Genomic DNA, 22,481 nt, shown 5'->3' with positions numbered 1-22,481 from the left:
CACAGGTTTTGTAGCCGGCTGTCGCGCTTACTGAACCGTCGCGCCGCCTTCTTCCTGCATGCGCTGCAGCTCTTGGGCGTACAGGGCGTCGAAGTTCACCGGGGCCAGCATCAGGGCCGGGAACGAGCCGCGGGTCACCAGACTGTCCAGCGCTTCACGGGCGTACGGGAACAGGATGTTCGGGCAGAACGCGCCCAGGGTGTGGCTCATCGAAGCGGCATCGAGGTTCTTGATCAGGAAGATCCCGGCCTGCTGGACTTCAGCGATGAACGCCACTTCTTCACCGTTCTTCACGGTAACCGACAGGGTCAGCACCACTTCGTGGAAGTCTTCTTCCAGGGCTTTCTGGCGGGTGTTCAGGTCCAGGCCTACGCTCGGCTCCCACTGCTGGCGAAAGATCGCCGGGCTTTTCGGGGCTTCGAAGGATAGGTCACGCACATAAATGCGCTGCAAGGAGAATTGCGGTGCGGCTTCTTCTTCGCTGGCAGCTGTGTTCTGTTGGTCAGTCATCGCAGATCCTTCTTACTTTAAGGTTCTTCAGGGGATTCAGGCCTGGAGCAACGCGTCGAGCTTGCCGGCGCGCTCCAGGGCATACAGGTCGTCGCAACCGCCCACGTGGGTGTTGCCGATCCAGATCTGCGGCACGGAGGTGCGTCCGGCCTTCCGGGTCATCTCGGCGCGCAGCTGTGGCTTGCCGTCGACCTTGATCTCTTCGAAAGCCACGCCCTTGTTCTGGAGCAGGAACTTGGCTCTGGAGCAATAGGGGCAGTAATCGCTGGAATAGACAACGACGTGGGTCATCTCACTTCACCAGGGGCAGGTTGTCGGCTTTCCAGGTCGCCACGCCACCGGACAGCTTGGCGGCGGTGAAACCGGATTTCATCAGCTCGCGGGCATGGGTACCGGCCGTCTGGCCCATGGCATCGACCAGGATGATGGTCTTGGCCTTGTGCTTTTCCAGTTCGCCGATACGCGCGGCCAGTTTGTCCTGGGGAATGTTCAACGCGCCGACAATGTGACCTGCGGCGAATTCCTTGCCCGGACGAATGTCCACCACCACGCCGGCATCCTTGTTGACCAGCGCGGTCAGTTCGGCGGTGCTCAGGCTGCGGCCGCCGCCCTGCATCGTATGGGCGACCAGCAATGCCAGCAGTACGACGAAGATACCGACGAGAATGTAGTGGTTAGTGGCAAATTCAATCAGGTGAGCAACCATCGAAGGAGGTTCCAGGGCGTTAAAATGTCGGCCAGTATACACAGCACTCAGGGTCGGCCAAACCCCGCCCGGCGGTGACGGCACCGGAACTTACCTTTAAACTGCCCGTCCCTTTTCCATCGTCTTCTTTTAACCAGCCACGAGTGGATTCCATGACTACCACGCCTAAACCTTTGGTCCTGATGATTCTCGACGGCTTCGGTCACAGTGACAGCCACGAATCCAACGCTGTGTATTCGGCCAACAAGCCTGTACTGGACCGCCTGTGGGCCACCGTGCCGAACGGCCTGATCTCCGGCAGCGGTATGGACGTCGGCCTGCCGGACGGGCAGATGGGTAACTCCGAAGTCGGCCATATGAACCTCGGCGCGGGCCGCGTGGTTTATCAGGACTTCACTCGCGTCACCAAAGCGATCCGCGACGGCGAGTTCTTCGAGAACCCGACCATCTGCGCCGCCGTGGACAAAGCCGTGGCCGCCGGCAAAGCCGTGCATTTCATGGGCCTGCTGTCCGACGGTGGCGTGCACAGCCACCAAGACCACCTGATCGCCATGGCCGAACTGGCCTTCAAACGCGGCGCCGAGAAGATCTACCTGCACGCCTTCCTCGATGGCCGCGATACCCCGCCGAAAAGCGCCGCCTCTTCGATCGAGCTGCTGGACGCCACCTTCCAGGCGCTCGGCAAGGGTCGCATCGCCAGCATCGTCGGCCGTTACTACGCCATGGACCGCGACAACCGTTGGGATCGTGTCGCCCAGGCCTACAACCTGATCATCGATGGCAACGCCGAATTCAACGCCGCCACCGCCCAGGAAGGCCTCGAAGCCGCCTACGAGCGCGGCGAAAGCGACGAGTTCGTCAAAGCCACCACTATCGGCGAGCCGGTCAGGGTCGAGGATGGCGACGCCGTGGTATTCATGAACTTCCGCGCCGACCGTGCCCGCGAGCTGACCCGGGTCTTCGTCGAAGACGATTTCAAGGAGTTCGAACGCCCTCGCCAGCCAAAACTGGCTGGTTTCGTGATGCTGACCCAGTACGCCGCCAGCATCCCCGCACCCTCGGCTTTCGCCGCCGGCAGCCTGGAAAACGTGCTTGGCGACTACTTGGCGAAGAACGGCAAGACCCAGCTGCGCATCGCCGAGACCGAGAAGTACGCCCACGTGACGTTCTTTTTCTCGGGCGGGCGCGAAGAACCGTTCCCGGGCGAAGAACGCATCCTGATCCCCTCGCCGAAAGTCGCCACCTACGACCTGCAACCCGAGATGAGCGCTCCGGAAGTCACCGACCGGATTGTCGACGCCATTGAAAACCAGCGTTACGACGTCATCGTGGTCAACTACGCCAACGGCGACATGGTCGGTCACAGCGGCGTGTTCGAAGCGGCGGTCAAGGCCGTGGAATGCCTGGACACCTGCGTTGGCCGCATCGTTGACGCATTGGAAAAGGTCGGTGGCGAAGCACTGATCACGGCCGACCACGGCAACGTCGAGCAGATGTCCGACGAATCCACCGGACAGGCCCACACCGCCCACACCACCGAGCCGGTGCCGTTCATCTATGTCGGCAAGCGCGACTTCAAGGTCCGTGAGGGGGGTGTGCTGGCTGACGTGGCGCCGACCATGCTGATGCTGCTGGGGATGGAGAAACCGGCGGAAATGACCGGGACTTCGATTCTGGTTTGATTGGTTGGAACACCGCAAATCGACGGTGGGAGCGGGCTTGCTCGCGAAGACGCCGTGACAGTCTGCATCACTGTGGCTGGCACACCGCTTTCGCGAGCAAGCCCGCTCCCACATTGGTTTTGAGGTGTTTTTCCGGCCAGTTATCACACAGCCCCAAATGGGCGTTTTTTTTGCGGCGTGGGGCGGGCATACTAGGCCGTCCCTTTCCCTGGTATCGCCCGCCTCTATGCTTCGCGTCCTGATAGCCCTCGCTCTGACCTGCCTGCTCCAACCGGCCTTCGCTGACGAGCGCGCGCAAACCCAACAACAGTTGGAAGCCACGCGCCAGGACATTGCAGAGCTGAAGAAGCTGCTGGGCAAGCTGCAGGAAGAGAAAGCCGGCGTACAGAAAGAGCTGCGTGGCACCGAGACCGAAATGGGCAACCTGGAGAAACAGGTCGATGCCCTGCAAAAAGAGTTGAAGAAAAGCGAATCCGAGCTGCAGCGGCTCGATGCAGAGAAAAAAAAACTCCAGAGCGCGCGCACTGAACAGCAACACCTGATCGCCATCCAGGCCCGTGCGGCCTATCAGAGCGGCCGTCAGGAGTACCTCAAGCTGTTGCTCAACCAGCAGAACCCCGAGAAATTCGCCCGCACCCTCACCTATTACGACTACCTGAGCCAGGCACGCCTGGAGCAACTCAAGAAATTCAACGAAACCCTGCGCCAACTGGCCAACGTCGAAAAGGACATCGAACTGCAGCAGGCCCAGTTGCTGGTGCAGAAAAGCAGCCTCGACACCCAGCGCGAAGAGCTCGAGAAAGTACGCAAGGAACGCGCGGTGGCCCTGGCCAAACTCAATGACGACATGAAGGCGCGGGACAGCAAGCTCAAGGCTCGCGAGCAAGACCAGGCCGAATTGGCAAACGTTTTGAAAACCATCGAGGAAACCCTGGCCCGTCAGGCGCGAGAGGCAGAGGAAGCGCGGCAGAAAGCGCTGATCGCCCAGCAGGAAGCGGAAAAAAAGCGTTTACGTGAAGCCCAGGCCGATGCGGACGCGGACGACGCCCCGCGCAAAACGACGAAATCCAGCCCCGGCGCGCTGGTTTCCAGCGATGGCGAAACCTTCGGCGGCGCCTTTGCTTCCGCCCGGGGCAAACTTCCATGGCCGGTCAATGGTCGATTACTTGCGCGCTTTGGTGAAACCCGCGGCGACGACACCCGTACCAAGTGGGACGGCGTGATGATCAGTGCATCCGCCGGCAGCCAGGTGCATGCCGTACATGGCGGGCGCGTGGTGTTCGCCGACTGGCTGCGCGGCGCCGGCCTGCTGGTGATCCTCGACCACGGCAACGGTTACCTGAGTCTGTATGGCCATAACCAGACGCTGCTCAAGTCGGCGGGAGACGTGGTCAAGGCCGGTGAGTCCATCTCCACGGTCGGCAACAGTGGCGGGCAGGATACGCCCGCACTGTATTTCGCAATTCGTCAGCAGGGTCGCCCCAGTGACCCGGCCCAATGGTGTCGTGCGCAAGGATAAGCGCGCCCATCCAATTAAGGAGTTCGTTCGACATGCTGCATTTGTCCCGCCTCACCTCGCTGGCCCTGACGATCGCTCTCGTGATCGGTGCGCCCCTGGCTTTTGCCGCCGGACCGGCCCCATCCGCGCCTGCCGCCACGGCCGCGACCACCAAGGCCCCGCTGCCGCTGGATGAACTGCGCACTTTCGCCGAAGTCATGGACCGGATCAAGGCCGCCTACGTCGAACCGGTGGATGACAAAATGCTGCTGGAGAACGCCATCAAGGGCATGCTCAGCAACCTCGACCCGCACTCGGCCTACCTGGGGCCGGAAGACTTTGCCGAATTGCAGGAAAGCACCAGTGGCGAGTTCGGCGGCCTGGGCATCGAGGTCGGCAGCGAAGACGGCTTCATCAAGGTGGTCTCGCCGATCGACGACACCCCGGCCTCCAAGGCCGGAATCCAGGCCGGCGACTTCATCGTCAAGATCAACGGCCAGCCGACCCGCGGCCAGAGCATGACCGAAGCCGTGGACAAGATGCGCGGCAAGATCGGCCAGAAGATCACCCTGACCCTGGTGCGCGATGGCGGCACGCCGTTCGACGTGACCCTCACCCGGGCGGTGATCCAGGTCAAGAGCGTGAAGAGCCAGTTGCTGGAGTCGGGCTACGGCTACATCCGCATCACCCAGTTCCAGGTCAAGACCGGCGAAGAAGTCGCCAAGGCCCTGGCCAAGCTGCGCAAGGACAATGGCAAGAAACTCAACGGCCTGGTCCTGGACCTGCGCAACAACCCCGGCGGCGTGCTGCAATCGGCGGTGGAAGTGGTCGATCACTTCATCACCAAGGGCCTTATCGTCTATACCAAAGGCCGTATCGCCAACTCCGAGCTGCGCTTCTCGGCCACCGGCAACGACCTCAGCGAAGCCGTGCCACTGGTGGTGTTGATCAACGGGGGCAGTGCCTCGGCCTCGGAAATCGTCGCCGGCGCCCTGCAGGACCAGAAACGCGGCGTGGTCATGGGCACCACCAGTTTCGGCAAGGGTTCGGTGCAGACCGTGCTGCCGCTGAACAATGACCGTGCGCTCAAGATCACCACTGCGCTGTACTTCACGCCCAACGGCCGCTCCATCCAGGCCCAGGGCATCGTTCCGGACATCGAGGTGCGCAAGGCCAAGATCACCAACGAGCAGGACAGCGAGTACTTCAAGGAAGCCGACCTGCAAGGTCACCTGGGCAATGGCAACGGCGGTGCCGACAAGCCGAGCGGCTCCGGCGGCAAGAGCAAGCCGATGCCGCAGGATGACGACTACCAACTGGCCCAGGCCCTGAGCCTGCTCAAAGGACTGAACATCACTTCCGGCCGCTGAGATGGGCCGGCGTTTCATCCTCGGCCTGTTGTGCTGCCTGGCGAGCGTAGCTTTTGCGGCGCCCGGCACGCCTGAGGTGTCACCGCACAAAGCCTACCTGAGCCTGATCATCGACGACCTGGGGCAAAACCTGCCCCGGGATCGCCGGGTGTTGATGCTTCCCGGCCCGGTCGCCACCGCGATCATGCCCGACACGCCCCACGCCGCCGAGTTCGCCCGCGAGGCTCACCGCGCCGGCAAGATCGTCATGCTGCACATGCCTATGGATCCGGCGACCGGGCCGTTCGCCTGGCATCCTGAGCTACCGATTGAAGAGCTCGGCAAACGCCTCGACGCCGCATTCGCCGCTGTGCCCTATACCAGTGGGATCAACAACCATATGGGCAGCCGCATGACCGCCCAGCCCCAGGCCATGGCGTGGCTGATGGCGGAATTGCAACAGCGGCACAAGTTCTTCGTCGACAGCCGCACCAGCGCCCAGACCGTCGCCGCCGCCGAAGCCCAGAAGATTGGCCTCGCCAGTGTGTCGCGAGACGTATTCCTCGACGACGAGCGCACCGAAGCCGCCATCGCTCACCAGCTACAGACCGCCATCGACCTGGCCCGCCGCCAGGGCTCGGCCGTGATGATCGGTCATCCCTACCCGCAGACCCTGACGGTGCTCGAACGCGAACTACCCAAGCTCAAGGCCCAGGACATCGAGTGGATCGATATCAAGTCGATGATCAGCCTGCGCAGCAATCGGGCGATGGCGGGGCATGGGAAAGATGGAATGTATCGGTAACCGCGGCTCGCTCCCACATGGACCTGTGAACTCCGTCCAAATGTGGGAGCGGGCTTGCTCGCGAAGGCGCCCTCACATTCAACATCAGTGCAAGCTGATCCACCGCTTTCGCGAGCAAGCCCGCTCCCACACTGGATCTTCAGCGAACTCAAATCTTATGTCCGCCCTGAATAGCCTGTGGGAGCCTGCTCGCGATGGAGGCGACACGGTCTAGAGATACCGCGCCATGATCGCGTCCACCGCCCCTTCCTTGCGCAGCTCATCCAAGGCAGCCTGAAGCCGGGCGACCACATCGTCTGGCACGTCCTTGTTCAAGGCCAGGTACAGCTCGGCACTGTTGAATCGCAGCACGGTCTTGAGATCATTCACCCCTTCCTGACGTGCCAGGTAACGCCCGGCCGGGTCCCCGGTGGCCCACAGGTCGATCTGGCCGTTGACCAGTTTCCTGGCGTTGTCCTGATCGCGCAACACGACAATCGGCTTCAATCCCTGCTTGGCCAACGTCTCGGCGATTGCATCGCCCTTGTAGGCGCCGATCCTGTATTGGCGCGCCTGCGCCAACGAGTCGAGGGCAATCTTGCTGTCCGCCCTGGCAAGCATGATCCAGTCATCCGGACCGATGGGGCCAACCCATTTGAAGAGTGCTTCACGCTCCGGCAACCGCGCCATGACAAACACACCGTAGCCGGGATTTTCCAGGGCGAGTTTGTAAATGCGTTCCCAGGGAAAACGCAGCGTCAGGCTATAGCTGATATCGGCGCGCTTGAAAATCTCGCGAACTATATCCACGGCTATGCCATGGATGTTCTCGTCCTGGGCGAAGTTCTTGCCGTTCTTGGCCATGTTGTAAGGCGGGAAGTTCTCCGTCAGCAATACCAGTGACGTATCGGCGGCGCTGGCGGTGCCTGCGAGTATCAGCGTGGCACCGGCAAAGGCAAGAACGAGACGTTTGAGCATGTCGGGCTACCGCAATCCATGGTGTGCCCAAGAGTGCCTTGGGCCTGCAGACATGTCCACCGCCCGTTACTTTCGTGACACTTTCAACCCCTCAGAATAGGTGTTCGTGATGTCGCAGCTGAGGTAATTAATTACCGCCATCCGTATGCCTGCAACTGATTAATTGGAACCACCGGCCGTTGCCGGTTACGTTCAATTAATCAGAGACATCATTCGATGAAAACACTCTTTTTCCTGCTGGTTGGCGCGCTTTACTCGCTGGCTCCAAACGCAATTGCACACCCCTTGGATTACGGCGAAAACATGCAGAACTTCACGGCCTCGAAGGTCCTTGAAAATGCCGATGGATCGTACAACCACTGGCGAGGTATCGGGCGTCTGTACATCAAGGGTTCTTGTACCGCAACGCTTCTCGACACACGTGAACCTTCATTGACCGGGCCAACCCCTGCCTATGTACTCACCTCAGGACACTGTATCGAAACAGGCAATGGCAACATCGTGACGGATAAGCCGGTGAGCGGAATCATGCAGTTCGATTACTTTGCCGATACGCCCCAATTCAAAACCTATTCACTGAAAAAAGTCGCGTGGCGCAGCATGCAAGGTGTCGATCTGGCCATCGTCGAATTGGATACCAGTCTTCAGGAACTCATCAATGAAGGAATACAGCCACTGGAGCTGGCCCAGCAAAAACCAGCCTACGACACTGATGTCTTAATTGTGAGCGCCCCACTCGGTTTCGAGAATGCCACGTTGCGCATGGCCGCCTGCACCTTGCAGCCCGCCCAGGAAATCATTGAAGGCCCATGGGTATGGCGAAATAACTTGATGACTCGCTGTCAGGACATAGCGGGAGGCAGTTCGGGAGGGCCCATTCTTGATCGTCATTCGAACGAGATCATCGGCGTGGTAGGCACCGGCAACCTGGCTGCCGGCCTGACCCCCTGCGACGAAGATGCACCCTGCACGCGAATAGGCGATAGCTACAAGGCGATTGCGGAAAATATATACGGGAATCCGACGGTTCTTCTCAATGGTTGCTTCATACAGGGCCATCTGGCCAGCGATGCGTCGTCCTCGTGCTCGCTCTATCCGGCCTTTACCGTGAGCGCCGACTCAAACGCTCCGGCGAGGTACAGGAAGCTGAAGAAAAGAGACGATGGCACGCTGCACACTCCAACGTGGGATTACCGCTTTTCCATCAGCACGGCTTTTTATCGCTATAAAACCGTTCGCACAGCAAAGGATTGCGAAAGTGGTCACCATTACAGTGACGCGATCAGTGCCAACGACAGCTTCATAAACTCAGAGATCGGTAGCCAGCCCGGTTTCTATTTCCTATGCATCCTCGGTGTCGACTCCGCAGCTCAAGGCGCTGAATTCGGACTCATCAGGAATAGCCTGTCTCTGCCAGTAGAACTCCTGGATGACCTTCCCACGGCACAACCCGATTTATCGATCACTACCGGCGTCATCGTAGAATTGGCACGCACCGAAAAACATCAGAGCTACGCCGCCAAGTTCGGTCCGGTAGAAACCACGGATTGCTCGAAGGATGCCGGATACGCAACCCACACCTACCTGGAGCTCCGGTTTGACGATACAAAACTGCCGGTGAAGCTCTGCACGATCGCCTACGACAAATCAGGACAGGCATCCGAGCCGAGGATCGACATCTTGAAGCCCACGACAGGCTCGCGAGATGCCGATCCGGCAACTCCCTGATTCAGGGCATCGGTTCTATCGGCACCGGCTCAGCGAATGACGATCCCGCGCTGCGCCATGTAGGCCTTGGCCTCCGGCACGGTGTATTCGCCAAAGTGGAAAATGCTTGCCGCCAGCACCGCGCTGGCGTGGCCTTCGAGGATACCGTCGGCCAGATGTTGCAGGTTGCCGACACCACCGGAGGCAATCACCGGAATGCCCAGGGCATCACTGATGGCCCGGGTGACGCCCAGGTCGAAACCACTCTTCATGCCGTCCTGGTCCATGCTGGTCAGCAGGATCTCACCGGCGCCCAGGCCTTCCATCTTCTTCGCCCACTCAACGGCGTCGAGGCCGGTGGGCTTGCGGCCGCCGTGGGTGAAGATTTCCCAGCGCGGAGATTCGCCCGGGCCGGACACTTTCTTCGCATCGATCGCCACGACAATGCACTGCGAGCCGAAACGCTCGGCGGCCTCGCCGACGAATTCAGGATTGAACACGGCCGCAGTGTTGATCGACACCTTGTCCGCACCGGCGTTGAGCAGGTTGCGGATGTCCTGCACGGTGCGTACGCCACCGCCCACGGTCAGCGGGATGAACACCTGGCTGGCCATGCGCTCGACGGTATGCAACGTGGTATCGCGGCCATCGACGCTGGCGGTGATGTCCAGGAAGGTAATCTCGTCCGCGCCCTGTTCGTCGTAGCGCCGGGCGATTTCCACCGGGTCGCCGGCGTCACGGATGTTCTCGAACTTGACGCCCTTGACCACCCGGCCGTTATCCACGTCCAGGCAGGGAATGATGCGCTTTGCTAGTGCCATGGTTAGTCCTCGAGTTGCAAGCTTCAAGCTTCAAGCGGCAAGAAAGAGCGGATTGCGATCGCGCCTTAGCTTGCAGCTTGCAGCTTACCGCTTGGAGCTGGCCGCATAGCCATCACAAAAAGCTTGAGCTTCTGCCACATCCAGCGTGCCCTCATAAATAGCGCGGCCCGTGATCGCACCAATGATGCCGGGCGCCTTGGCGTCGAGCAGTGTCTTGATGTCGCCCAGGTTGTGGATACCGCCGGAGGCGATGACCGGGATCTTCGTGGCGGCGGCCAGGGCGGCGGTGAACGGGACGTTGCAGCCCTGCATCATGCCGTCTTTGGCGATGTCGGTGTAGACGATGGCAGACACGCCGTCAGCCTCGAAGCGCTTGGCCAGGTCGATCACCTGCACGGTGCTGACTTCGGCCCAGCCGTCAGTGGCGACGAAACCGTCCTTGGCGTCCAGGCCGACGATGACCTTGCCCGGGAAGGCGCGGCAGGCTTCGGCGACGAACTCAGGCTCCTTGACGGCCTTGGTGCCGATGATCACATAGCTGACGCCGGCCTTGACGTAGTGCTCGATGGTTTCCAGCGAGCGAATACCGCCGCCGATCTGGATTGGCAGGTTCGGGTAGCGCCTGGCGATGGCGGTAACCACTTCACCGTTCACCGGCTGCCCTTCGAAGGCGCCGTTCAGGTCGACCAGATGCAGGCGGCGGCAGCCACCTTCCACCCACTTGGCGGCCATGCTCACCGGATCATCGGAAAATACCGTGGAATCTTCCATCCGGCCTTGACGCAGACGTACGCAAGCGCCGTCCTTGAGATCGATAGCGGGGATAATCAGCATGCTTTTTCCTTCGTCAAAAGAGCCACAAGCTGCGAGCCACAAGCTGCAAGCATGCGTTTATGTTTCTCTCTTGCAGCTTGAAGCTTGAAGCTCTCAACTGCTTTTTTCGAGTGCCCACAGGTCGCTTTCGATGCTTTCGAACCTTTCCTTAAGGTGCGCCTGCACGTCGAAAATCGCCCTGTTGTAATAGTGCGGAGCAATTTCGCGGGTAAACAGGTCAAGAATTTCCGCCGCCTCGAACGAACCCAGGTCCAATTCGAAACGCTCCTCCATGAACCGCTGGATCTTGCGGTTGGCCTCACTCTCCTGCTCGGGCGTGAGGCTGAGGATGGGCGGCTTCTTGCGTGCCATTACCAGCGGCCGTCCCACGCGACGAAATTCTGCAGCAGTTGCAGGCCATGGGTGTGGCTCTTCTCCGGGTGGAACTGCACGGCGAATCGCGACCCGTCGGCCAGGGCTGCGGCGAAATCGACGCCATAGTGACCGCTGCCCACCACCTGCCGCGCATTGCCGGCCGCGATGTAGTAGCTGTGCACGAAGTAGAAGCGCGCCAGGTCCGGGATGTTGTGCCACAGCGGGTGGTCCACCGCCTGCTTCACTTCGTTCCAGCCCATGTGCGGGACTTTCAGGTGTTCGGCGTCTTCATGCAGGTCCTTGCCGAAGAACTTCACCTGGCCCGGGAACATGCCGATGCAATCGACACCGCTGTTCTCTTCGCTGCGCTCGAGCAGAGCCTGCATGCCCACGCAGATGCCCAGGAACGGACGATCCTGGCTGATTTCGTGGACCAGCGCGTCGAAGCCCAGGCGGCGGATCTCGGCCATGCAGTCGCGAATCGCACCGACACCGGGGAATACCACCCGGTCGGCTTCGCGAATCACGTCGGCATCGCTGGTGATCAGGACCTTGCCAGCGCCCACATGCTCAAGGGCCTTGGCCACCGAGTGCAGATTGCCCATACCGTAGTCGATAACCGCAACCGTCTGCATTACAGGACGCCCTTGGTGGAGGGCATCTGCCCGGCCATGCGGTCATCGAGCTCGACGGCCATGCGCAAGGCGCGGCCGAAAGCCTTGAACACGGTTTCGATCTGGTGATGGGTGTTGTGCCCGCGCAGGTTGTCGATGTGCAGGGTCACGTTGGCGTGGTTGACGAAGCCCTGGAAGAACTCCTGGAACAGGTCGACATCGAAGCCGCCGACGGTGGCGCGGGTGTACGGCACGTGCATCTGCAGGCCCGGACGACCGGAGAAATCGATGACCACCCGCGACAGTGCTTCATCGAGCGGCACATAGGCATGACCGTAGCGACGGATGCCCTTCTTGTCGCCGATGGCTTTGGTAAAGGCCTGGCCCAAGGTGATGCCAACATCTTCCACCGTATGGTGGTCGTCGATATGCAGGTCACCCTTGCTGACGATGTCCAGGTCGATCAGCCCATGACGGGCGATCTGGTCCAGCATGTGCTCAAGAAAAGGCACGCCGATATCAAACCGGGCCTTTCCGGTGCCATCCAGGTTGATCGAGGCTTTGATCTGGGTTTCCAGAGTGTCACGCTCGACAGACGCCTTACGTTCGGCCATCACCAGCTCCGCAAAATCATTGGGCGAAAAAGGCATCCATTATAGGGGCGCGAGCGACAAACAGAAACATGAACGGTGATATGACTGACGGGCTGGATGCCGAGTTATCGGGGATAGACATGTCCATACAAGCAAATGGACAGACCCAAAAACAATGTGGGAGCGAGCCTGCTCGCGATAGCGGTGGGTCAGCCGACTAAGATGTCGACTGACACTGCCTCATCGCGAGCAGGCTCGCTCCCACAAGGAACGCAGCGTTTGTTCAACTATTAGTGGAACAACACCGCCGTTTTCTGCAGGGTCACCCACACACCCCACGCCAACGGAATGCCCACCACCAGCCAGGCGGCGACCGCCAGGAGCTTGGTGCCCGGTGCGGCTTTCCACTCCAGGGAAGTGGTGCTGTCGGCGCCTTTGTCATGGCCCAACGCCTGTTCGGCGGCCAGTTCAGCGTCGGTCATGAAGTATTTGTCCGCGACCGGACGAACCATCAGGTTGCACAAGAAGCCCAGCACCAGCAGACCGGCGAGGATGTACAGGGTGATGTCATAGGCCGCGGCGCGTTCAACGCCAATGCTCAGCTGATATTCACGCAGGTAGTTCACCAGCACCGGACCCAGCACGCCGGCCGCAGCCCAGGCGGTCAGCAGGCGACCGTGGATCGCGCCGACCATTTGCGTACCGAACAGGTCCGCCAGGTAGGCCGGTACAGTGGCGAAACCGCCGCCGTACATCGACAGAATGATGCAGAACGCCGCCACGAACAGCGCGATGCTGCCCAGGTGACCGAGGTTCGGAATCAGCGAGTACAGGGCAACACCCAGGGCGAAGAACACGAAGTAGGTGTTCTTGCGGCCCAGGTAATCCGAGAAGGATGCCCAGAAGAACCGCCCGCCGATGTTGAACAGGCTCAGCAGACCGGTGAAGCCGGCGGCGATGGCGGCGATCTGGGCCAGTTGCGTGGCATCCAGTTGACCGAAAGGCAGGTCGTTGCCGAGCAATTTACCGCCGAACACTTCCTGCAGCAGTGGCGAAGCCATGCCCAGGATGCCGATACCGGCGGATACGTTCAGGCACAGTACCAGCCATACCAGGCGGAACTGCGGGGTTTTCCAGGCGACGTTCACGTGAACGTGGCGATGGGTGATCATCGCGTTCGCGGCTTTCTTCGGCGCCGGAGTCCAACCTTCAGGCTTCCAGCCGGTCGGTGGCACGCGGTACGACAAGGCACCACCGATCATGAACACGAAATAGATCGCGGCCATGACCAGGAAGCTCTGCCAGACGCCCACGCCGGTCGGCGAAGCGAAATGGTTCATCAGCGCTGCAGCCAGCGGAGCACCGACCATCGCACCGCCGCCGAAGCCCATGATCGCCATGCCAGTCGCCATGCCGCGCTTATCCGGGAACCATTTGATCAAGGTGGACACCGGGGAGATGTAGCCCAACCCCAGGCCGATACCGCCGATCACGCCGGAACCGACCCACATCAGCCAGATCTGATGGGTATAAATACCCAACGCGGAAATCAGCAGGCCACCGCACCAGCACAAGGCCGACACGACACCAGCCTTGCGTGGCCCGGCGTGTTCCAGCCAGCCACCCCAGATGGCTGCCGAGCACCCCAGGAAGATGAAGAACAGGGTGTAGATCCAGCCGAGCATCGAGATCGGCCAGTCGCACTGGGATGAAAAGACTTGTGAGATGAAGCTCATGTCGGGTGCGCAAGCCACCGGTTTGGTGATACCCAAGGCCTTGGACAGCGGCAACCAGAACACCGAGAAGCCGTAGGCCATGCCGATGCACAGGTGAATGGCCAGCGCCGCCGGTGGAACCAGCCACCGGTTGAAACCGGACTTGGCGATGATACGTTCCTTGGAAAGGAACGCAGGCTGGTCGGCAACGCCGCCGGCCGTGATGCTCGTGCTCATTGTGTATCCCCCAATTGTTAGAATGGTCCGCCAGCCACGCATCACCCTCAGCCTTATTTGCACGCAGGCGCGACTGTATTTTCTGGTGAAGCTCCCCGTCGGTGTGACATCAAGTCGCAGAAGGACGGGCGAACGGGTAAAGGTTACCATTTGCTCGTGACAGAAAAACCAAAGTGACATCACCTTTTTCACGTCATCTGTCTTATCGCACCCCTGTTTGCTTTCTATAGGGCAAAAGTCATTTATTTTTCAGGAGCTTCCATGCCCATTGTCGTCGAGCAGCTGATTGAAGCCACCGGCCAGGATCGGCAGGACCTGCATAAAATCTACCTGGACGCCCCGCCCTGGCTGCTCGAGCCGTTCCGCGACGCCACTCGGTTGATTCAGAATTACCTGCAGGATGGCTCTTTGATCGCGGCGCGCTTCAACGATCGACTGCTCGGCGCCGCACGCCTGCAACGGCACCAGAACGTCTGGCACTTGTCTCAGATGTGCGTACGAAGCTTGACCCGTCGTCGTGGCGTAGCAGAGCGACTGGTCGGCGAAGCACAGCGGATGGCCCGGCAAGAGGGTGCCGAACTGCGGCTGCTGGCCCCTGCCGGGCATCTGATGGCCCAGGCCCTGGCAGCCAAGTTGAAGTTGACGCTGGACGAAGGTTGAGCGCCACGGAAAAACGATCACCCCAACGCACCAGCAATCCACGGCGTTATACTCGCAGGCCAATTCTGAACTCAACCTATAAGGACTCGCCCATGAAAGCGTTCGGCAAAATCCTGGGTCTGGTACTTCTCGGGCTGTTGCTGATCATTGTGGCCTTGGGCTTCGCCCTGACCCACCTCTTCGATCCCAACGACTATAAGGAAGAGATCCGCCAGATAGCCCGCGACAAGGCCCACATTGAGCTGACCCTCAATGGCGACATCGGCTGGAGCCTGTTCCCATGGTTGGGCCTGGAACTGCACGAAGCCAGCGTCGCTACGCTGGCCAACCCGACACAACCTTTTGCCGACCTGCAGATGCTCGGTCTTTCCGTACGGGTAATGCCGCTGTTACGCCGGGAAGTACAGATGAGCGACGTGCGGGTCGAAGGCCTGAACCTGCGCCTCAACCGTGACAAGAACGGCCACGGCAACTGGGAAGATATTGGCAAGCCCCCCGCATCCTCAACCACAGCAGGCACGCCGGCACCGGCCGAGCAGCCTGCTCCGCCGGCCAGTACCCCGGCGGAAAAACCAACCCAGCCGACCCGCCTGGACATCGACAGCCTGACCGTGAACAACGCCCGGGTCGAATACACCGACGAGCAGACCGGCAAGCAGTTCAGCGCCGAAAGTATCCAACTGAGCACCGGCGCGGTCCACGACTCCACCAACATCCCGGTCAAATTGACCGCCTTCCTGTCCAGCAGCCAGCCAGCCGTACGCGTGCGAACCGAGGTCACCGGCGAACTGCGCTTCGAACGCGCCTTGCAGCGCTACAAGTTCGAAGACCTGAAACTGTCCGGCGAAGTCACCGGCGATCCGCTACAGGGCAAGATCCTGAATTTCAACGCCCAGGGCCAGCTGTTCCTGGACAGGGCCGCGAACGTTGCCGAATGGACCGGTATCAAGCTGTCCCTGAACCAGTTGCGTGCCCTGGGCGAGCTGAAGGTCAACGACCTCGACAAGACCCCGCAGTTGAACGGCGGCGTATCGATCGCCCAGTTCGACCTGGCGAACTTCGTCGACAGCATCGGCCAGAAACTGCCGGCCATGGGCGAAGGCAGCCTGACCAAGGTCGAACTGGTCAGCCGCATCGCCGGTACACCCAGCAGCGTCGAATTCAACAATATCAATCTGAAGGTCGACGACAGCAGCTTCAGCGGCCGTATCGCCGTGGAAGACTTCGCCAAGCAGTCCCTACGCGCGCAACTCAAGGCCGACACGTTCAACGTTGATCGCTACCTGCCGCCAAAGTCCGCCGAGACCAACAGCGCCAAGGCCGCCCGCGAGGAGGAAGTCAGCAACACCGAGGCCAGCGCCATGGCCGGCGCCGGCACCACGCCGTTGCCGAACGCCCCGACCCAGGGCGCCTGGAGCAACGACCGGCTCTTTCCGGTGGAGCGTCTGAGCAAGCTGGACCTCGATGCCGACCTGACTTTCGGCCTGTTGACCCTCGACAAGCTGCCGATCCAGGATGCGGCCCTCAAGGCCACCGGCCAGGGCGGCCTGTTGACCCTGGAGAACCTGCGGGGCGATCTGTTCAACGGCAACTTCGAAGCCAAGGGCACGCTGGATGTACGCCAGCCCACGCCGCAGTTGAGCCTGCAAACCCGGATCAACCGGGTGCCCGCCGAGAAAATCATCGAGAGCCAGGGCAAGAATCCGCCGGTCAAGGGACTGGTGACACTCAACAGCGCCGTCACCGCCAGCGGCAACAGCCAGAAAGCCTTGATCGAAAGCCTGAACGGCAACGCCGGATTCGTCATCAACGACGGTGTGCTGCTCAACGCCAACCTCGAACAACAACTGTGCAAGGGCATCGCCCTACTGAACCGCAAGAGCCTCAGCGGCGAACCTCGGGGCAAGGACACGTCGTTCCAGCAACTCGACGGCAACCTGACCTTCCACAACGGCGTGGCCAACAACCCGGACCTGAAAGTCCGCATCCCCGGCATGGCCGTCAACGGCAACGGTGACATCGACCTGCGCGTGCTCGGCATGGATTACCGCGTCGGCGTCATCGTCGAAGGTGACAAGAGCGATATGCCCGACCCGGCCTGCCAGGTCAACGAACGCTACGTCGACGTCGAATGGCCGCTGCGCTGCCGTGGCCCGCTGGAACTCGGCGCCAAGGCGTGCCGTCTGGACAACGACGGGCTGGGCAAGGTGGCGGCAAAACTGGCCGGCGACCGTCTCGGCGACAAGATCGACGAGAAGCTGGGCGATAAGGTCAGTCCCGAGCTGAAGGACGCGCTCAAGGGGCTGTTCAAACGATGAGAGCCGAGCAGTTTTCCTCCGCTGTCCTGGACTGGTTCGACCGCCACGGGCGTCACGACCTGCCTTGGCAACAAGGCATCACTCCGTACCGGGTGTGGGTCTCAGAAATCATGCTGCAGCAGACCCAGGTCAGCACCGTGCTCAATTACTTCGACCGCTTCATGGCCTCACTGCCGACCGTCGAAGCCCTGGCCGCCGCGCCGGAAGACGAAGTACTGCACCTGTGGACCGGCCTGGGCTATTACACCCGCGCGCGCAACCTGCAAAAGACCGCAAAGATCGTCGTCGACCAGTACGGCGGTGAATTCCCCCGGGATGTGGAAAAACTCACCGAACTACCGGGGATCGGCCTGTCTACCGCCGGCGCCATCGCCAGCATCAGTATGGGCCTGCGGGCGCCAATCCTCGATGGCAACGTCAAGCGGGTGCTGGCGCGCTTTACGGCCCAGGAAGGCTACCCGGGCGAACCCAAGGTCGCCAAGCAACTGTGGGCCACCGCCGAGCGCTTCACCCCACAGGACAGGGTCAACGCCTATACCCAGGCGATGATGGACCTGGGCGCCACGCTCTGCACCCGCAGCAAGCCCAGCTGCCTGCTCTGCCCTCTCAAGTCAGGTTGCGAAGCCCACATGCTGGGCCTGGAAACCCGCTACCCGATCCCCAAGCCGCGCAAGGAGGTCCCCAAGAAACGCACGCTGATGCCAATGCTGGCCAACCGTGAAGGCGCCATCCTGCTTTATCGTCGCCCTTCCACCGGCCTGTGGGGCGGATTGTGGAGCCTGCCGGAACTCGACGACCTCGACGACCTTCAGCACCTGGCCCTGCAACATGCCCTGGAGCTGGGCCAGCAGCAGGAGATGCCCGGCCTGGTACATACCTTCAGCCACTTCCAGTTGGCAATCGAACCCTGGTTGGTCCAGGTTCGGGAAAACGGCCATCACGTGGCCGAGGCCGACTGGCTCTGGTATAACCTCGCCACCCCACCGCGCCTGGGCCTGGCCGCCCCGGTCAAAACCTTGCTCGAGCGCGCGGCCGCCGTATTGAACGCAGGAGAGCTGTCATGACCCGCACCATCATGTGCCGTAAATACAAAGAAGAACTGCCCGCCCTGGAACGAGCCCCCTTCCCGGGTCCCATCGGCCAGGATATCTACGACAACGTCTCGGCCAAGGCCTGGGGCGACTGGCAGAAACACCAGACGCTACTGATCAACGAAAAACGCCTGAACATGATGAACGCCGACGACCGCAAATACCTTCAGGGCGAAATGGCGAAGTTCTTTTCCGGCGAAGAATATGCCAAGGCCGAAGGCTACGTGCCGCCGTCCGAATAAGCTGTCCGGACTCGGGGCGAATCGTAAGCGACGGTAATAATTAAATATTTTTTGAGAACTTGCTTGACGCCCCCCTGAAAAACCCGTTTAATGCGCCCCGTTGCCCAGATAGCTCAGTCGGTAGAGCAGGGGATTGAAAATCCCCGTGTCGGCGGTTCGATTCCGTCTCTGGGCACCACTAATTTCAAAGGCTTAGCGCAACACTAAGCCTTAGTCCCTCGCTCCAGAGGTACAGTTTCGGTACAGTGCCGATACGTAAGCTCTGGAGACAGCGATGGCGACAATAGTAAAGACCCCCTCCGCAACATGGAAAGCAGTCATCCGCAAGCAAGGATGGCCTACAGCTTCCAAGACCTTCCGAACCAAACGTGATGCCGAAGACTGGGCTCGTGGCACCGAGGATGAAATGGTCCGAGGGATGTATGTCCGTCGAACGCTTTCAGAAAAAATGACTTTGGAAGCAGCCCTGCGTCGCTATCTCCTCGAAGTCACTCCCTCCAAAAAAGCTTCCACTCAAAAAGCCGAGAAGACCAAGGCCGAACCGCTAATCCGTCTCCTGGGAAAATACTCACTCGCCGCATTAACTCCAGATATCGTCGCCGGCTACCGCGACAAGCGATTAAACGAGCCTGTACGCACGAAGCTCAAGAAAGATAGCCTGGTCATCCCCGGGAGCGTCAGCGCTAACACAGTGCGCCTTGAGCTCGCGTTACTCAGCAATCTGTTCACTGTAGCCATTCAAGAATGGCGCATTGGCCTTCCGCAAAATCCCGTAGCAAACATCCGCAAGCCTAGTCCTGGACCGGGGCGGAATAGACGCCTCTCTCCTGAAGAAAAAATACGCCTTCTCAAAGCCGTAAACGCTTATCACAACCCCATGCTCGGCTGGATTGTCAGAGTCGCCATAGAAACCGGTATGCGCTCTTCAGAGATCACAACGCTGCGCTGCCATCAGGTCAACCTAAAAAAGCGCGTAGTAACGCTCTCAGACACCAAAAACGGTGACTTCCGCTCCGTACCCCTCAGCCTGCTGGCGACAGCTGCGATTACCGAGGCGCTGGATAACCCAACGCGGCCGATCGACACGGACTTAGTTTTCTTTGGTGAGCCGGGCAAGGATGACAAGCGACGCCCCTACGTGTTCTCCAAGGTTTGGAACGACATGAAGAAGAAACTAGGTATGGCAGACTTCCGCTTTCATGACCTACGCCACGAAGCGGTAAGTCGACTTGTGGAGACCGGTAGGTTCTCAGACCAGCAGGTAGCAGCAATAAGCGGGCATAAATCAATGCAAATGCTGAAGAGGTACACGCACCTGCGATCAGACGGGCTCGTAGAGCTGCTGGATCAAGCCCATAACTTCGAAACCCTAGCGGGCTCAACACTCAACGAACCCCGCCGGGAAGACGCCGCAGCTGGCAATGAAATCAGCGTGAAGCTGCAATGAACACGAATTTAGATAAAATCACGACACCAACTATCAAAACGTAGGAAAGGAACTCCATGTACGAGTTAAGCGAAGAAGATATAGAATTTATTATTTCAGAAATATGCTCCTGTGATTCGGTAGAAGAATCGACAAAGCTCTATAGAAATTACGAACCTATACTTCCAGATTGCAAATTTATTTTTGCATCTGCGAATGGAACGACTCCAGGTTTCGCCGTGAATCGAAGCTTCTCTAATGGCGCAGTAGTACACAGCCTATTCAATACACCCAAGGTATGGGTTCTTGATAGAGAAACAGCTACCGAAATGAAAAGTGGACGCTCCACCTTTCAAATCGACTACTCAATTTCTTTAGATTCACAGGCACTAAGCTATCTCGAACCATATTTAAAAGGCAACCTATCTAGACTTCCAAAGGATTTTGTTGAAGTATTTCGATTTATATCTCGAGATGAAGTTTTTGTAGATCCAATACCATACACCTATGAGAACCTGCATAACCTTACAGACAAAGGCGATAAAATATACGAAAAATTAAAAGCCTATGAGGTATTGAGATCGCTGGATGTCGAGGCATTAGAAAAAGAAGAAACAGTTCAATCTACCTTATCTGAGGCGGAACTCAACAAAAAAGCACAAGAACACATAGCTAGAATGCATATGAAATTATGCGACGAGGTCTTTATGAAGGCGCTAACCTTCAGACAGCAATTCGTATATTGTTGCTTATTGAAAATGGTCCTAATACAATTCAAACAGCCGAAAACTTCAACTTATAAAAAAGTAATAGAATTTATTGAATTCTGCGACATGGACATTGCAACACTTCCCGCCAGAGAAATAGCCTTGGCGAAAAGATACTTTGATCTCGGGACTAATTTACCTTTTTTTGGAAAAATCCAAAAAAACAAAACTGACACCCTTGATGTGCTCGATGGAATGGCATGGGATCTTTGGCACTTGAGACAGATGGAAGAATCGATAACCGTCAGGCCGAACTCAGATGCCAGGTATTTTTTTCCAGCTCTCCTTACCTTCGATAAAGCCTTTATCGACGTGCTGAATGCATACCCTCTCAAAGCATGTGCATACGTAGAAGGGCAAAACCGACCTATGCCTTTCTACAATGGCAATTGGTTTGAACTCATCTCAGATGACGAAAACGTACAAAATGAATTACTAAGCCGCTTTTACTCCCAGGAGTCCAAGTCGGCAAGAAATACGAGAAGAGACATCCTCGACAGAAACATATCAGGCCTTGTAAGACAATTGGAAAGTGAGCTAATAACCTTTATGAAGAAAACACCTGAACACGAAATAGCTTAGGTGCACCCAGAATTTAAGAGTCACTCCTTATATCCAGATTGCGCCGCTATGCTATTAGCATAGTGGCGTGTTTGATAAATCAACACTGGTTTAATTTTAGCCACAACATCTTCATCAAGCCCCCAGTCACGTGCCACCCTGTCTAAATTCGGAGCCGCCTCCGTCACTTGTGTTGGCTTAAGCTTAACCCACTCAGAAACAAAGGACTTTAATTTCGCTGCCCTCGCATCCGTCAGACATGGATAACGTCGAAATCGGTCAATTAAATACAGAGCTCTTCGTTGAGCGATCTCGCATCCTATTAACTCATCCAACACATCTTGAGCCCTCAGCTCGTCCGAGTACCAGATGAGTAGCGCGAACTCCGTTAAAGCTTCAACCGTAGCAGACGTTAGCGGGACACTCGCAAGACGATAAAGTGGGTGATGCCGAATCGGCACGTTCACCTTCTATTCATCCTCAACAGCAGATAGCAAATTGTAAAGAAATAGCCGAAACGCACGTTCAGTCGATTCAGTAACTGCCGCGGATTGGTATGCCGTAACAACCAAATGCAAAGCGGGCTGGAGCAATGAACCTAGGAGTTTCATCTGAGGATCGAAACCTGGAGCATCAGCCTCTGGACAGACTTCGTAGAGAAGATCTTCAACAAGATTTTCAGATACAATCGACATAGCCATTTCAGGACCTCCTGCGGTCTTGGTGGTTAGGCGCTGCCTGGGGTTGCCGCCCCGGGCAAGCGCTGACTTCTTTTAGTTTCGGTAATAACCCCCCTCCCGTCCAGTGCTGTTTGTATGTTTTTCTTTTAGCCAATACAAAACAAAGCTTTAGACACACTCCACACCTTGATCTACGTGGCCCACAGTACTAGTTAGGTGAATACTTATGGGGCGAAGGTGAAAGGATATGGGGCGTATGGTGAACGTTTATGGGGAGCAGCTTCTTGTAAGGTGAAAGCTTATGGGGAGCGTAAAGTGAATGTCTATGGGGAGCAAGGTGAATGGATATGGGGC

At 58.6% G+C, this 22,481-nt stretch carries 23 protein-coding genes and 1 tRNA gene; 12 read left to right on the top strand and 12 right to left on the bottom strand.

Annotated features, from left to right (window positions below):
- Positions 1–27 precede the first annotated feature (27 nt).
- The 3 genes from secB to FBY02_RS15160 are packed head-to-tail and all read right to left on the bottom strand — an operon-like array spanning position 28 to position 1,216.
- Positions 28–510 carry a protein-export chaperone SecB gene (secB, locus tag FBY02_RS15170; RefSeq protein WP_047699815.1) on the bottom strand — a complete coding sequence of 161 codons (483 nt, stop codon included), beginning with the start codon at positions 508–510 and terminating at the stop codon, positions 28–30.
- Positions 511–546: 36 nt separating this feature from the next.
- A complete protein-coding gene (gene grxC / locus FBY02_RS15165; protein WP_144928851.1) occupies positions 547–801 on the bottom strand; it encodes a glutaredoxin 3 in 255 nt (84 codons plus the stop codon).
- 1 nt (position 802) lies between these two features.
- Complete coding sequence (locus FBY02_RS15160; protein ID WP_041024715.1) at positions 803–1,216, bottom strand: rhodanese-like domain-containing protein; 414 nt, start codon at positions 1,214–1,216, stop codon at positions 803–805.
- A 152-nt stretch (positions 1,217–1,368) separates the two neighbouring features.
- On the opposite strand from FBY02_RS15160, the gene gpmI reads away from it, so the two are divergent.
- From gpmI to FBY02_RS15140, 4 genes are all read left to right on the top strand, one after another.
- Positions 1,369–2,898 carry a 2,3-bisphosphoglycerate-independent phosphoglycerate mutase gene (gene gpmI, locus FBY02_RS15155; RefSeq protein WP_144928849.1) on the top strand — a complete coding sequence of 510 codons (1,530 nt, stop codon included), beginning with the start codon at positions 1,369–1,371 and terminating at the stop codon, positions 2,896–2,898.
- Between the two features lie 226 nt (positions 2,899–3,124).
- Entirely contained in the window at positions 3,125–4,417 is a 1,293-nt protein-coding gene (locus tag FBY02_RS15150) for a murein hydrolase activator EnvC (RefSeq protein ID WP_144928847.1), read from the top strand.
- 32 nt (positions 4,418–4,449) lie between these two features.
- Positions 4,450–5,766, top strand: a complete 1,317-nt coding sequence (locus FBY02_RS15145; RefSeq protein ID WP_144928845.1) for a S41 family peptidase — start codon at positions 4,450–4,452, stop codon at positions 5,764–5,766.
- 1 nt (position 5,767) lies between these two features.
- Positions 5,768–6,550 (top strand): divergent polysaccharide deacetylase family protein, encoded by a 783-nt coding sequence (locus FBY02_RS15140; protein WP_144928843.1) that lies wholly within the window; start codon positions 5,768–5,770, stop codon positions 6,548–6,550.
- 210 nt (positions 6,551–6,760) lie between these two features.
- Here the strand turns inward: FBY02_RS15140 and FBY02_RS15135 are convergent, their stop codons facing one another.
- Positions 6,761–7,507 carry an ABC transporter substrate-binding protein gene (locus tag FBY02_RS15135; protein ID WP_144928841.1) on the bottom strand — a complete coding sequence of 249 codons (747 nt, stop codon included), beginning with the start codon at positions 7,505–7,507 and terminating at the stop codon, positions 6,761–6,763.
- Between the two features lie 216 nt (positions 7,508–7,723).
- On the opposite strand from FBY02_RS15135, the gene FBY02_RS15130 reads away from it, so the two are divergent.
- The gene (locus FBY02_RS15130; RefSeq protein ID WP_144928839.1) at positions 7,724–9,235 is read left to right on the top strand and encodes a serine protease; all 1,512 of its coding nucleotides are present in this window, start codon (positions 7,724–7,726) and stop codon (positions 9,233–9,235) included.
- A 29-nt stretch (positions 9,236–9,264) separates the two neighbouring features.
- Here FBY02_RS15130 and hisF read toward each other — a convergent pair whose 3' ends face one another.
- From hisF to FBY02_RS15100, 6 genes are all read right to left on the bottom strand, one after another.
- Positions 9,265–10,035, bottom strand: a complete 771-nt coding sequence (gene hisF / locus FBY02_RS15125) for an imidazole glycerol phosphate synthase subunit HisF (protein WP_144928837.1) — start codon at positions 10,033–10,035, stop codon at positions 9,265–9,267.
- An 84-nt stretch (positions 10,036–10,119) separates the two neighbouring features.
- Complete coding sequence (gene hisA / locus FBY02_RS15120) at positions 10,120–10,869, bottom strand: 1-(5-phosphoribosyl)-5-[(5-phosphoribosylamino)methylideneamino]imidazole-4-carboxamide isomerase (protein WP_144928835.1); 750 nt, start codon at positions 10,867–10,869, stop codon at positions 10,120–10,122.
- Positions 10,870–10,962: 93 nt separating this feature from the next.
- Positions 10,963–11,220 (bottom strand): DUF2164 domain-containing protein, encoded by a 258-nt coding sequence (locus tag FBY02_RS15115; RefSeq protein WP_047699830.1) that lies wholly within the window; start codon positions 11,218–11,220, stop codon positions 10,963–10,965.
- On the bottom strand, positions 11,220–11,858 hold the full coding sequence (hisH, locus tag FBY02_RS15110; protein WP_144928833.1) for an imidazole glycerol phosphate synthase subunit HisH: 639 nt from the start codon (positions 11,856–11,858) through the stop codon (positions 11,220–11,222). Before hisH ends, FBY02_RS15115 begins: the two co-directional genes overlap by 1 nt.
- The gene (gene hisB / locus FBY02_RS15105; RefSeq protein WP_003186751.1) at positions 11,858–12,451 is read right to left on the bottom strand and encodes an imidazoleglycerol-phosphate dehydratase HisB; all 594 of its coding nucleotides are present in this window, start codon (positions 12,449–12,451) and stop codon (positions 11,858–11,860) included. The genes hisH and hisB overlap by 1 nt, the downstream gene beginning before the upstream one ends.
- A gap of 269 nt (positions 12,452–12,720) precedes the next feature.
- Positions 12,721–14,382, bottom strand: coding sequence for an OFA family MFS transporter (locus FBY02_RS15100; RefSeq protein ID WP_047699834.1), 1,662 nt, complete (start codon positions 14,380–14,382; stop codon positions 12,721–12,723).
- Between the two features lie 261 nt (positions 14,383–14,643).
- On the opposite strand from FBY02_RS15100, the gene panM reads away from it, so the two are divergent.
- The 7 genes from panM (at position 14,644) to FBY02_RS15065 (ending at position 21,468) form a co-directional block, all read left to right on the top strand.
- Positions 14,644–15,042, top strand: coding sequence for an aspartate 1-decarboxylase autocleavage activator PanM (panM, locus tag FBY02_RS15095; RefSeq protein ID WP_144928830.1), 399 nt, complete (start codon positions 14,644–14,646; stop codon positions 15,040–15,042).
- Positions 15,043–15,134: 92 nt separating this feature from the next.
- Complete coding sequence (locus FBY02_RS15090) at positions 15,135–17,360, top strand: AsmA family protein (RefSeq protein ID WP_144928828.1); 2,226 nt, start codon at positions 15,135–15,137, stop codon at positions 17,358–17,360.
- Complete coding sequence (gene mutY, locus FBY02_RS15085; protein WP_144928826.1) at positions 17,357–18,424, top strand: A/G-specific adenine glycosylase; 1,068 nt, start codon at positions 17,357–17,359, stop codon at positions 18,422–18,424. Before FBY02_RS15090 ends, mutY begins: the two co-directional genes overlap by 4 nt.
- Complete coding sequence (locus tag FBY02_RS15080; RefSeq protein ID WP_144928824.1) at positions 18,421–18,693, top strand: oxidative damage protection protein; 273 nt, start codon at positions 18,421–18,423, stop codon at positions 18,691–18,693. The genes mutY and FBY02_RS15080 overlap by 4 nt, the downstream gene beginning before the upstream one ends.
- 102 nt (positions 18,694–18,795) lie before the next feature.
- Positions 18,796–18,871: transfer RNA gene (locus tag FBY02_RS15075), tRNA-Phe, on the top strand.
- Positions 18,872–18,967: 96 nt separating this feature from the next.
- Entirely contained in the window at positions 18,968–20,140 is a 1,173-nt protein-coding gene (locus tag FBY02_RS15070) for a site-specific integrase (protein ID WP_256667344.1), read from the top strand.
- A 56-nt stretch (positions 20,141–20,196) separates the two neighbouring features.
- Positions 20,197–21,468, top strand: a complete 1,272-nt coding sequence (locus FBY02_RS15065; RefSeq protein ID WP_144928822.1) for a hypothetical protein — start codon at positions 20,197–20,199, stop codon at positions 21,466–21,468.
- 20 nt (positions 21,469–21,488) lie between these two features.
- Here the strand turns inward: FBY02_RS15065 and FBY02_RS15060 are convergent, their stop codons facing one another.
- Both FBY02_RS15060 and FBY02_RS15055 read right to left on the bottom strand, forming a co-directional pair.
- Complete coding sequence (locus FBY02_RS15060; protein WP_144928820.1) at positions 21,489–21,914, bottom strand: hypothetical protein; 426 nt, start codon at positions 21,912–21,914, stop codon at positions 21,489–21,491.
- Positions 21,915–21,917: 3 nt separating this feature from the next.
- The gene (locus FBY02_RS15055) at positions 21,918–22,148 is read right to left on the bottom strand and encodes a hypothetical protein (RefSeq protein WP_144928818.1); all 231 of its coding nucleotides are present in this window, start codon (positions 22,146–22,148) and stop codon (positions 21,918–21,920) included.
- Positions 22,149–22,481 lie beyond the last annotated feature (333 nt).

Source organism: Pseudomonas sp. SJZ078 (assembly GCF_007828255.1).
GTDB lineage: Bacteria > Pseudomonadota > Gammaproteobacteria > Pseudomonadales > Pseudomonadaceae > Aquipseudomonas.
The sequence above is the reverse complement of the archived record's forward strand: the minus strand, read 5'-3'. Positions and strand labels throughout refer to the sequence as shown.

What these genes read in the sequence shown, in the direction of transcription:
- secB (WP_047699815.1), bottom strand. Translation starts at nt 510, where the DNA reads ATGACTGACCAACAGAACACAGCTGCCAGCGAAGAAGAAGCCGCACCG.
- grxC (WP_144928851.1), bottom strand. Translation starts at nt 801, where the DNA reads ATGACCCACGTCGTTGTCTATTCCAGCGATTACTGCCCCTATTGCTCC.
- FBY02_RS15160 (WP_041024715.1), bottom strand. Translation starts at nt 1,216, where the DNA reads ATGGTTGCTCACCTGATTGAATTTGCCACTAACCACTACATTCTCGTC.
- gpmI (WP_144928849.1), top strand. Translation starts at nt 1,369, where the DNA reads ATGACTACCACGCCTAAACCTTTGGTCCTGATGATTCTCGACGGCTTC.
- FBY02_RS15150 (WP_144928847.1), top strand. Translation starts at nt 3,125, where the DNA reads ATGCTTCGCGTCCTGATAGCCCTCGCTCTGACCTGCCTGCTCCAACCG.
- FBY02_RS15145 (WP_144928845.1), top strand. Translation starts at nt 4,450, where the DNA reads ATGCTGCATTTGTCCCGCCTCACCTCGCTGGCCCTGACGATCGCTCTC.
- FBY02_RS15140 (WP_144928843.1), top strand. Translation starts at nt 5,768, where the DNA reads ATGGGCCGGCGTTTCATCCTCGGCCTGTTGTGCTGCCTGGCGAGCGTA.
- FBY02_RS15135 (WP_144928841.1), bottom strand. Translation starts at nt 7,507, where the DNA reads ATGCTCAAACGTCTCGTTCTTGCCTTTGCCGGTGCCACGCTGATACTC.
- FBY02_RS15130 (WP_144928839.1), top strand. Translation starts at nt 7,724, where the DNA reads ATGAAAACACTCTTTTTCCTGCTGGTTGGCGCGCTTTACTCGCTGGCT.
- hisF (WP_144928837.1), bottom strand. Translation starts at nt 10,035, where the DNA reads ATGGCACTAGCAAAGCGCATCATTCCCTGCCTGGACGTGGATAACGGC.
- hisA (WP_144928835.1), bottom strand. Translation starts at nt 10,869, where the DNA reads ATGCTGATTATCCCCGCTATCGATCTCAAGGACGGCGCTTGCGTACGT.
- FBY02_RS15115 (WP_047699830.1), bottom strand. Translation starts at nt 11,220, where the DNA reads ATGGCACGCAAGAAGCCGCCCATCCTCAGCCTCACGCCCGAGCAGGAG.
- hisH (WP_144928833.1), bottom strand. Translation starts at nt 11,858, where the DNA reads ATGCAGACGGTTGCGGTTATCGACTACGGTATGGGCAATCTGCACTCG.
- hisB (WP_003186751.1), bottom strand. Translation starts at nt 12,451, where the DNA reads ATGGCCGAACGTAAGGCGTCTGTCGAGCGTGACACTCTGGAAACCCAG.
- FBY02_RS15100 (WP_047699834.1), bottom strand. Translation starts at nt 14,382, where the DNA reads ATGAGCACGAGCATCACGGCCGGCGGCGTTGCCGACCAGCCTGCGTTC.
- panM (WP_144928830.1), top strand. Translation starts at nt 14,644, where the DNA reads ATGCCCATTGTCGTCGAGCAGCTGATTGAAGCCACCGGCCAGGATCGG.
- FBY02_RS15090 (WP_144928828.1), top strand. Translation starts at nt 15,135, where the DNA reads ATGAAAGCGTTCGGCAAAATCCTGGGTCTGGTACTTCTCGGGCTGTTG.
- mutY (WP_144928826.1), top strand. Translation starts at nt 17,357, where the DNA reads ATGAGAGCCGAGCAGTTTTCCTCCGCTGTCCTGGACTGGTTCGACCGC.
- FBY02_RS15080 (WP_144928824.1), top strand. Translation starts at nt 18,421, where the DNA reads ATGACCCGCACCATCATGTGCCGTAAATACAAAGAAGAACTGCCCGCC.
- FBY02_RS15070 (WP_256667344.1), top strand. Translation starts at nt 18,968, where the DNA reads ATGGCGACAATAGTAAAGACCCCCTCCGCAACATGGAAAGCAGTCATC.
- FBY02_RS15065 (WP_144928822.1), top strand. Translation starts at nt 20,197, where the DNA reads ATGTACGAGTTAAGCGAAGAAGATATAGAATTTATTATTTCAGAAATA.
- FBY02_RS15055 (WP_144928818.1), bottom strand. Translation starts at nt 22,148, where the DNA reads ATGGCTATGTCGATTGTATCTGAAAATCTTGTTGAAGATCTTCTCTAC.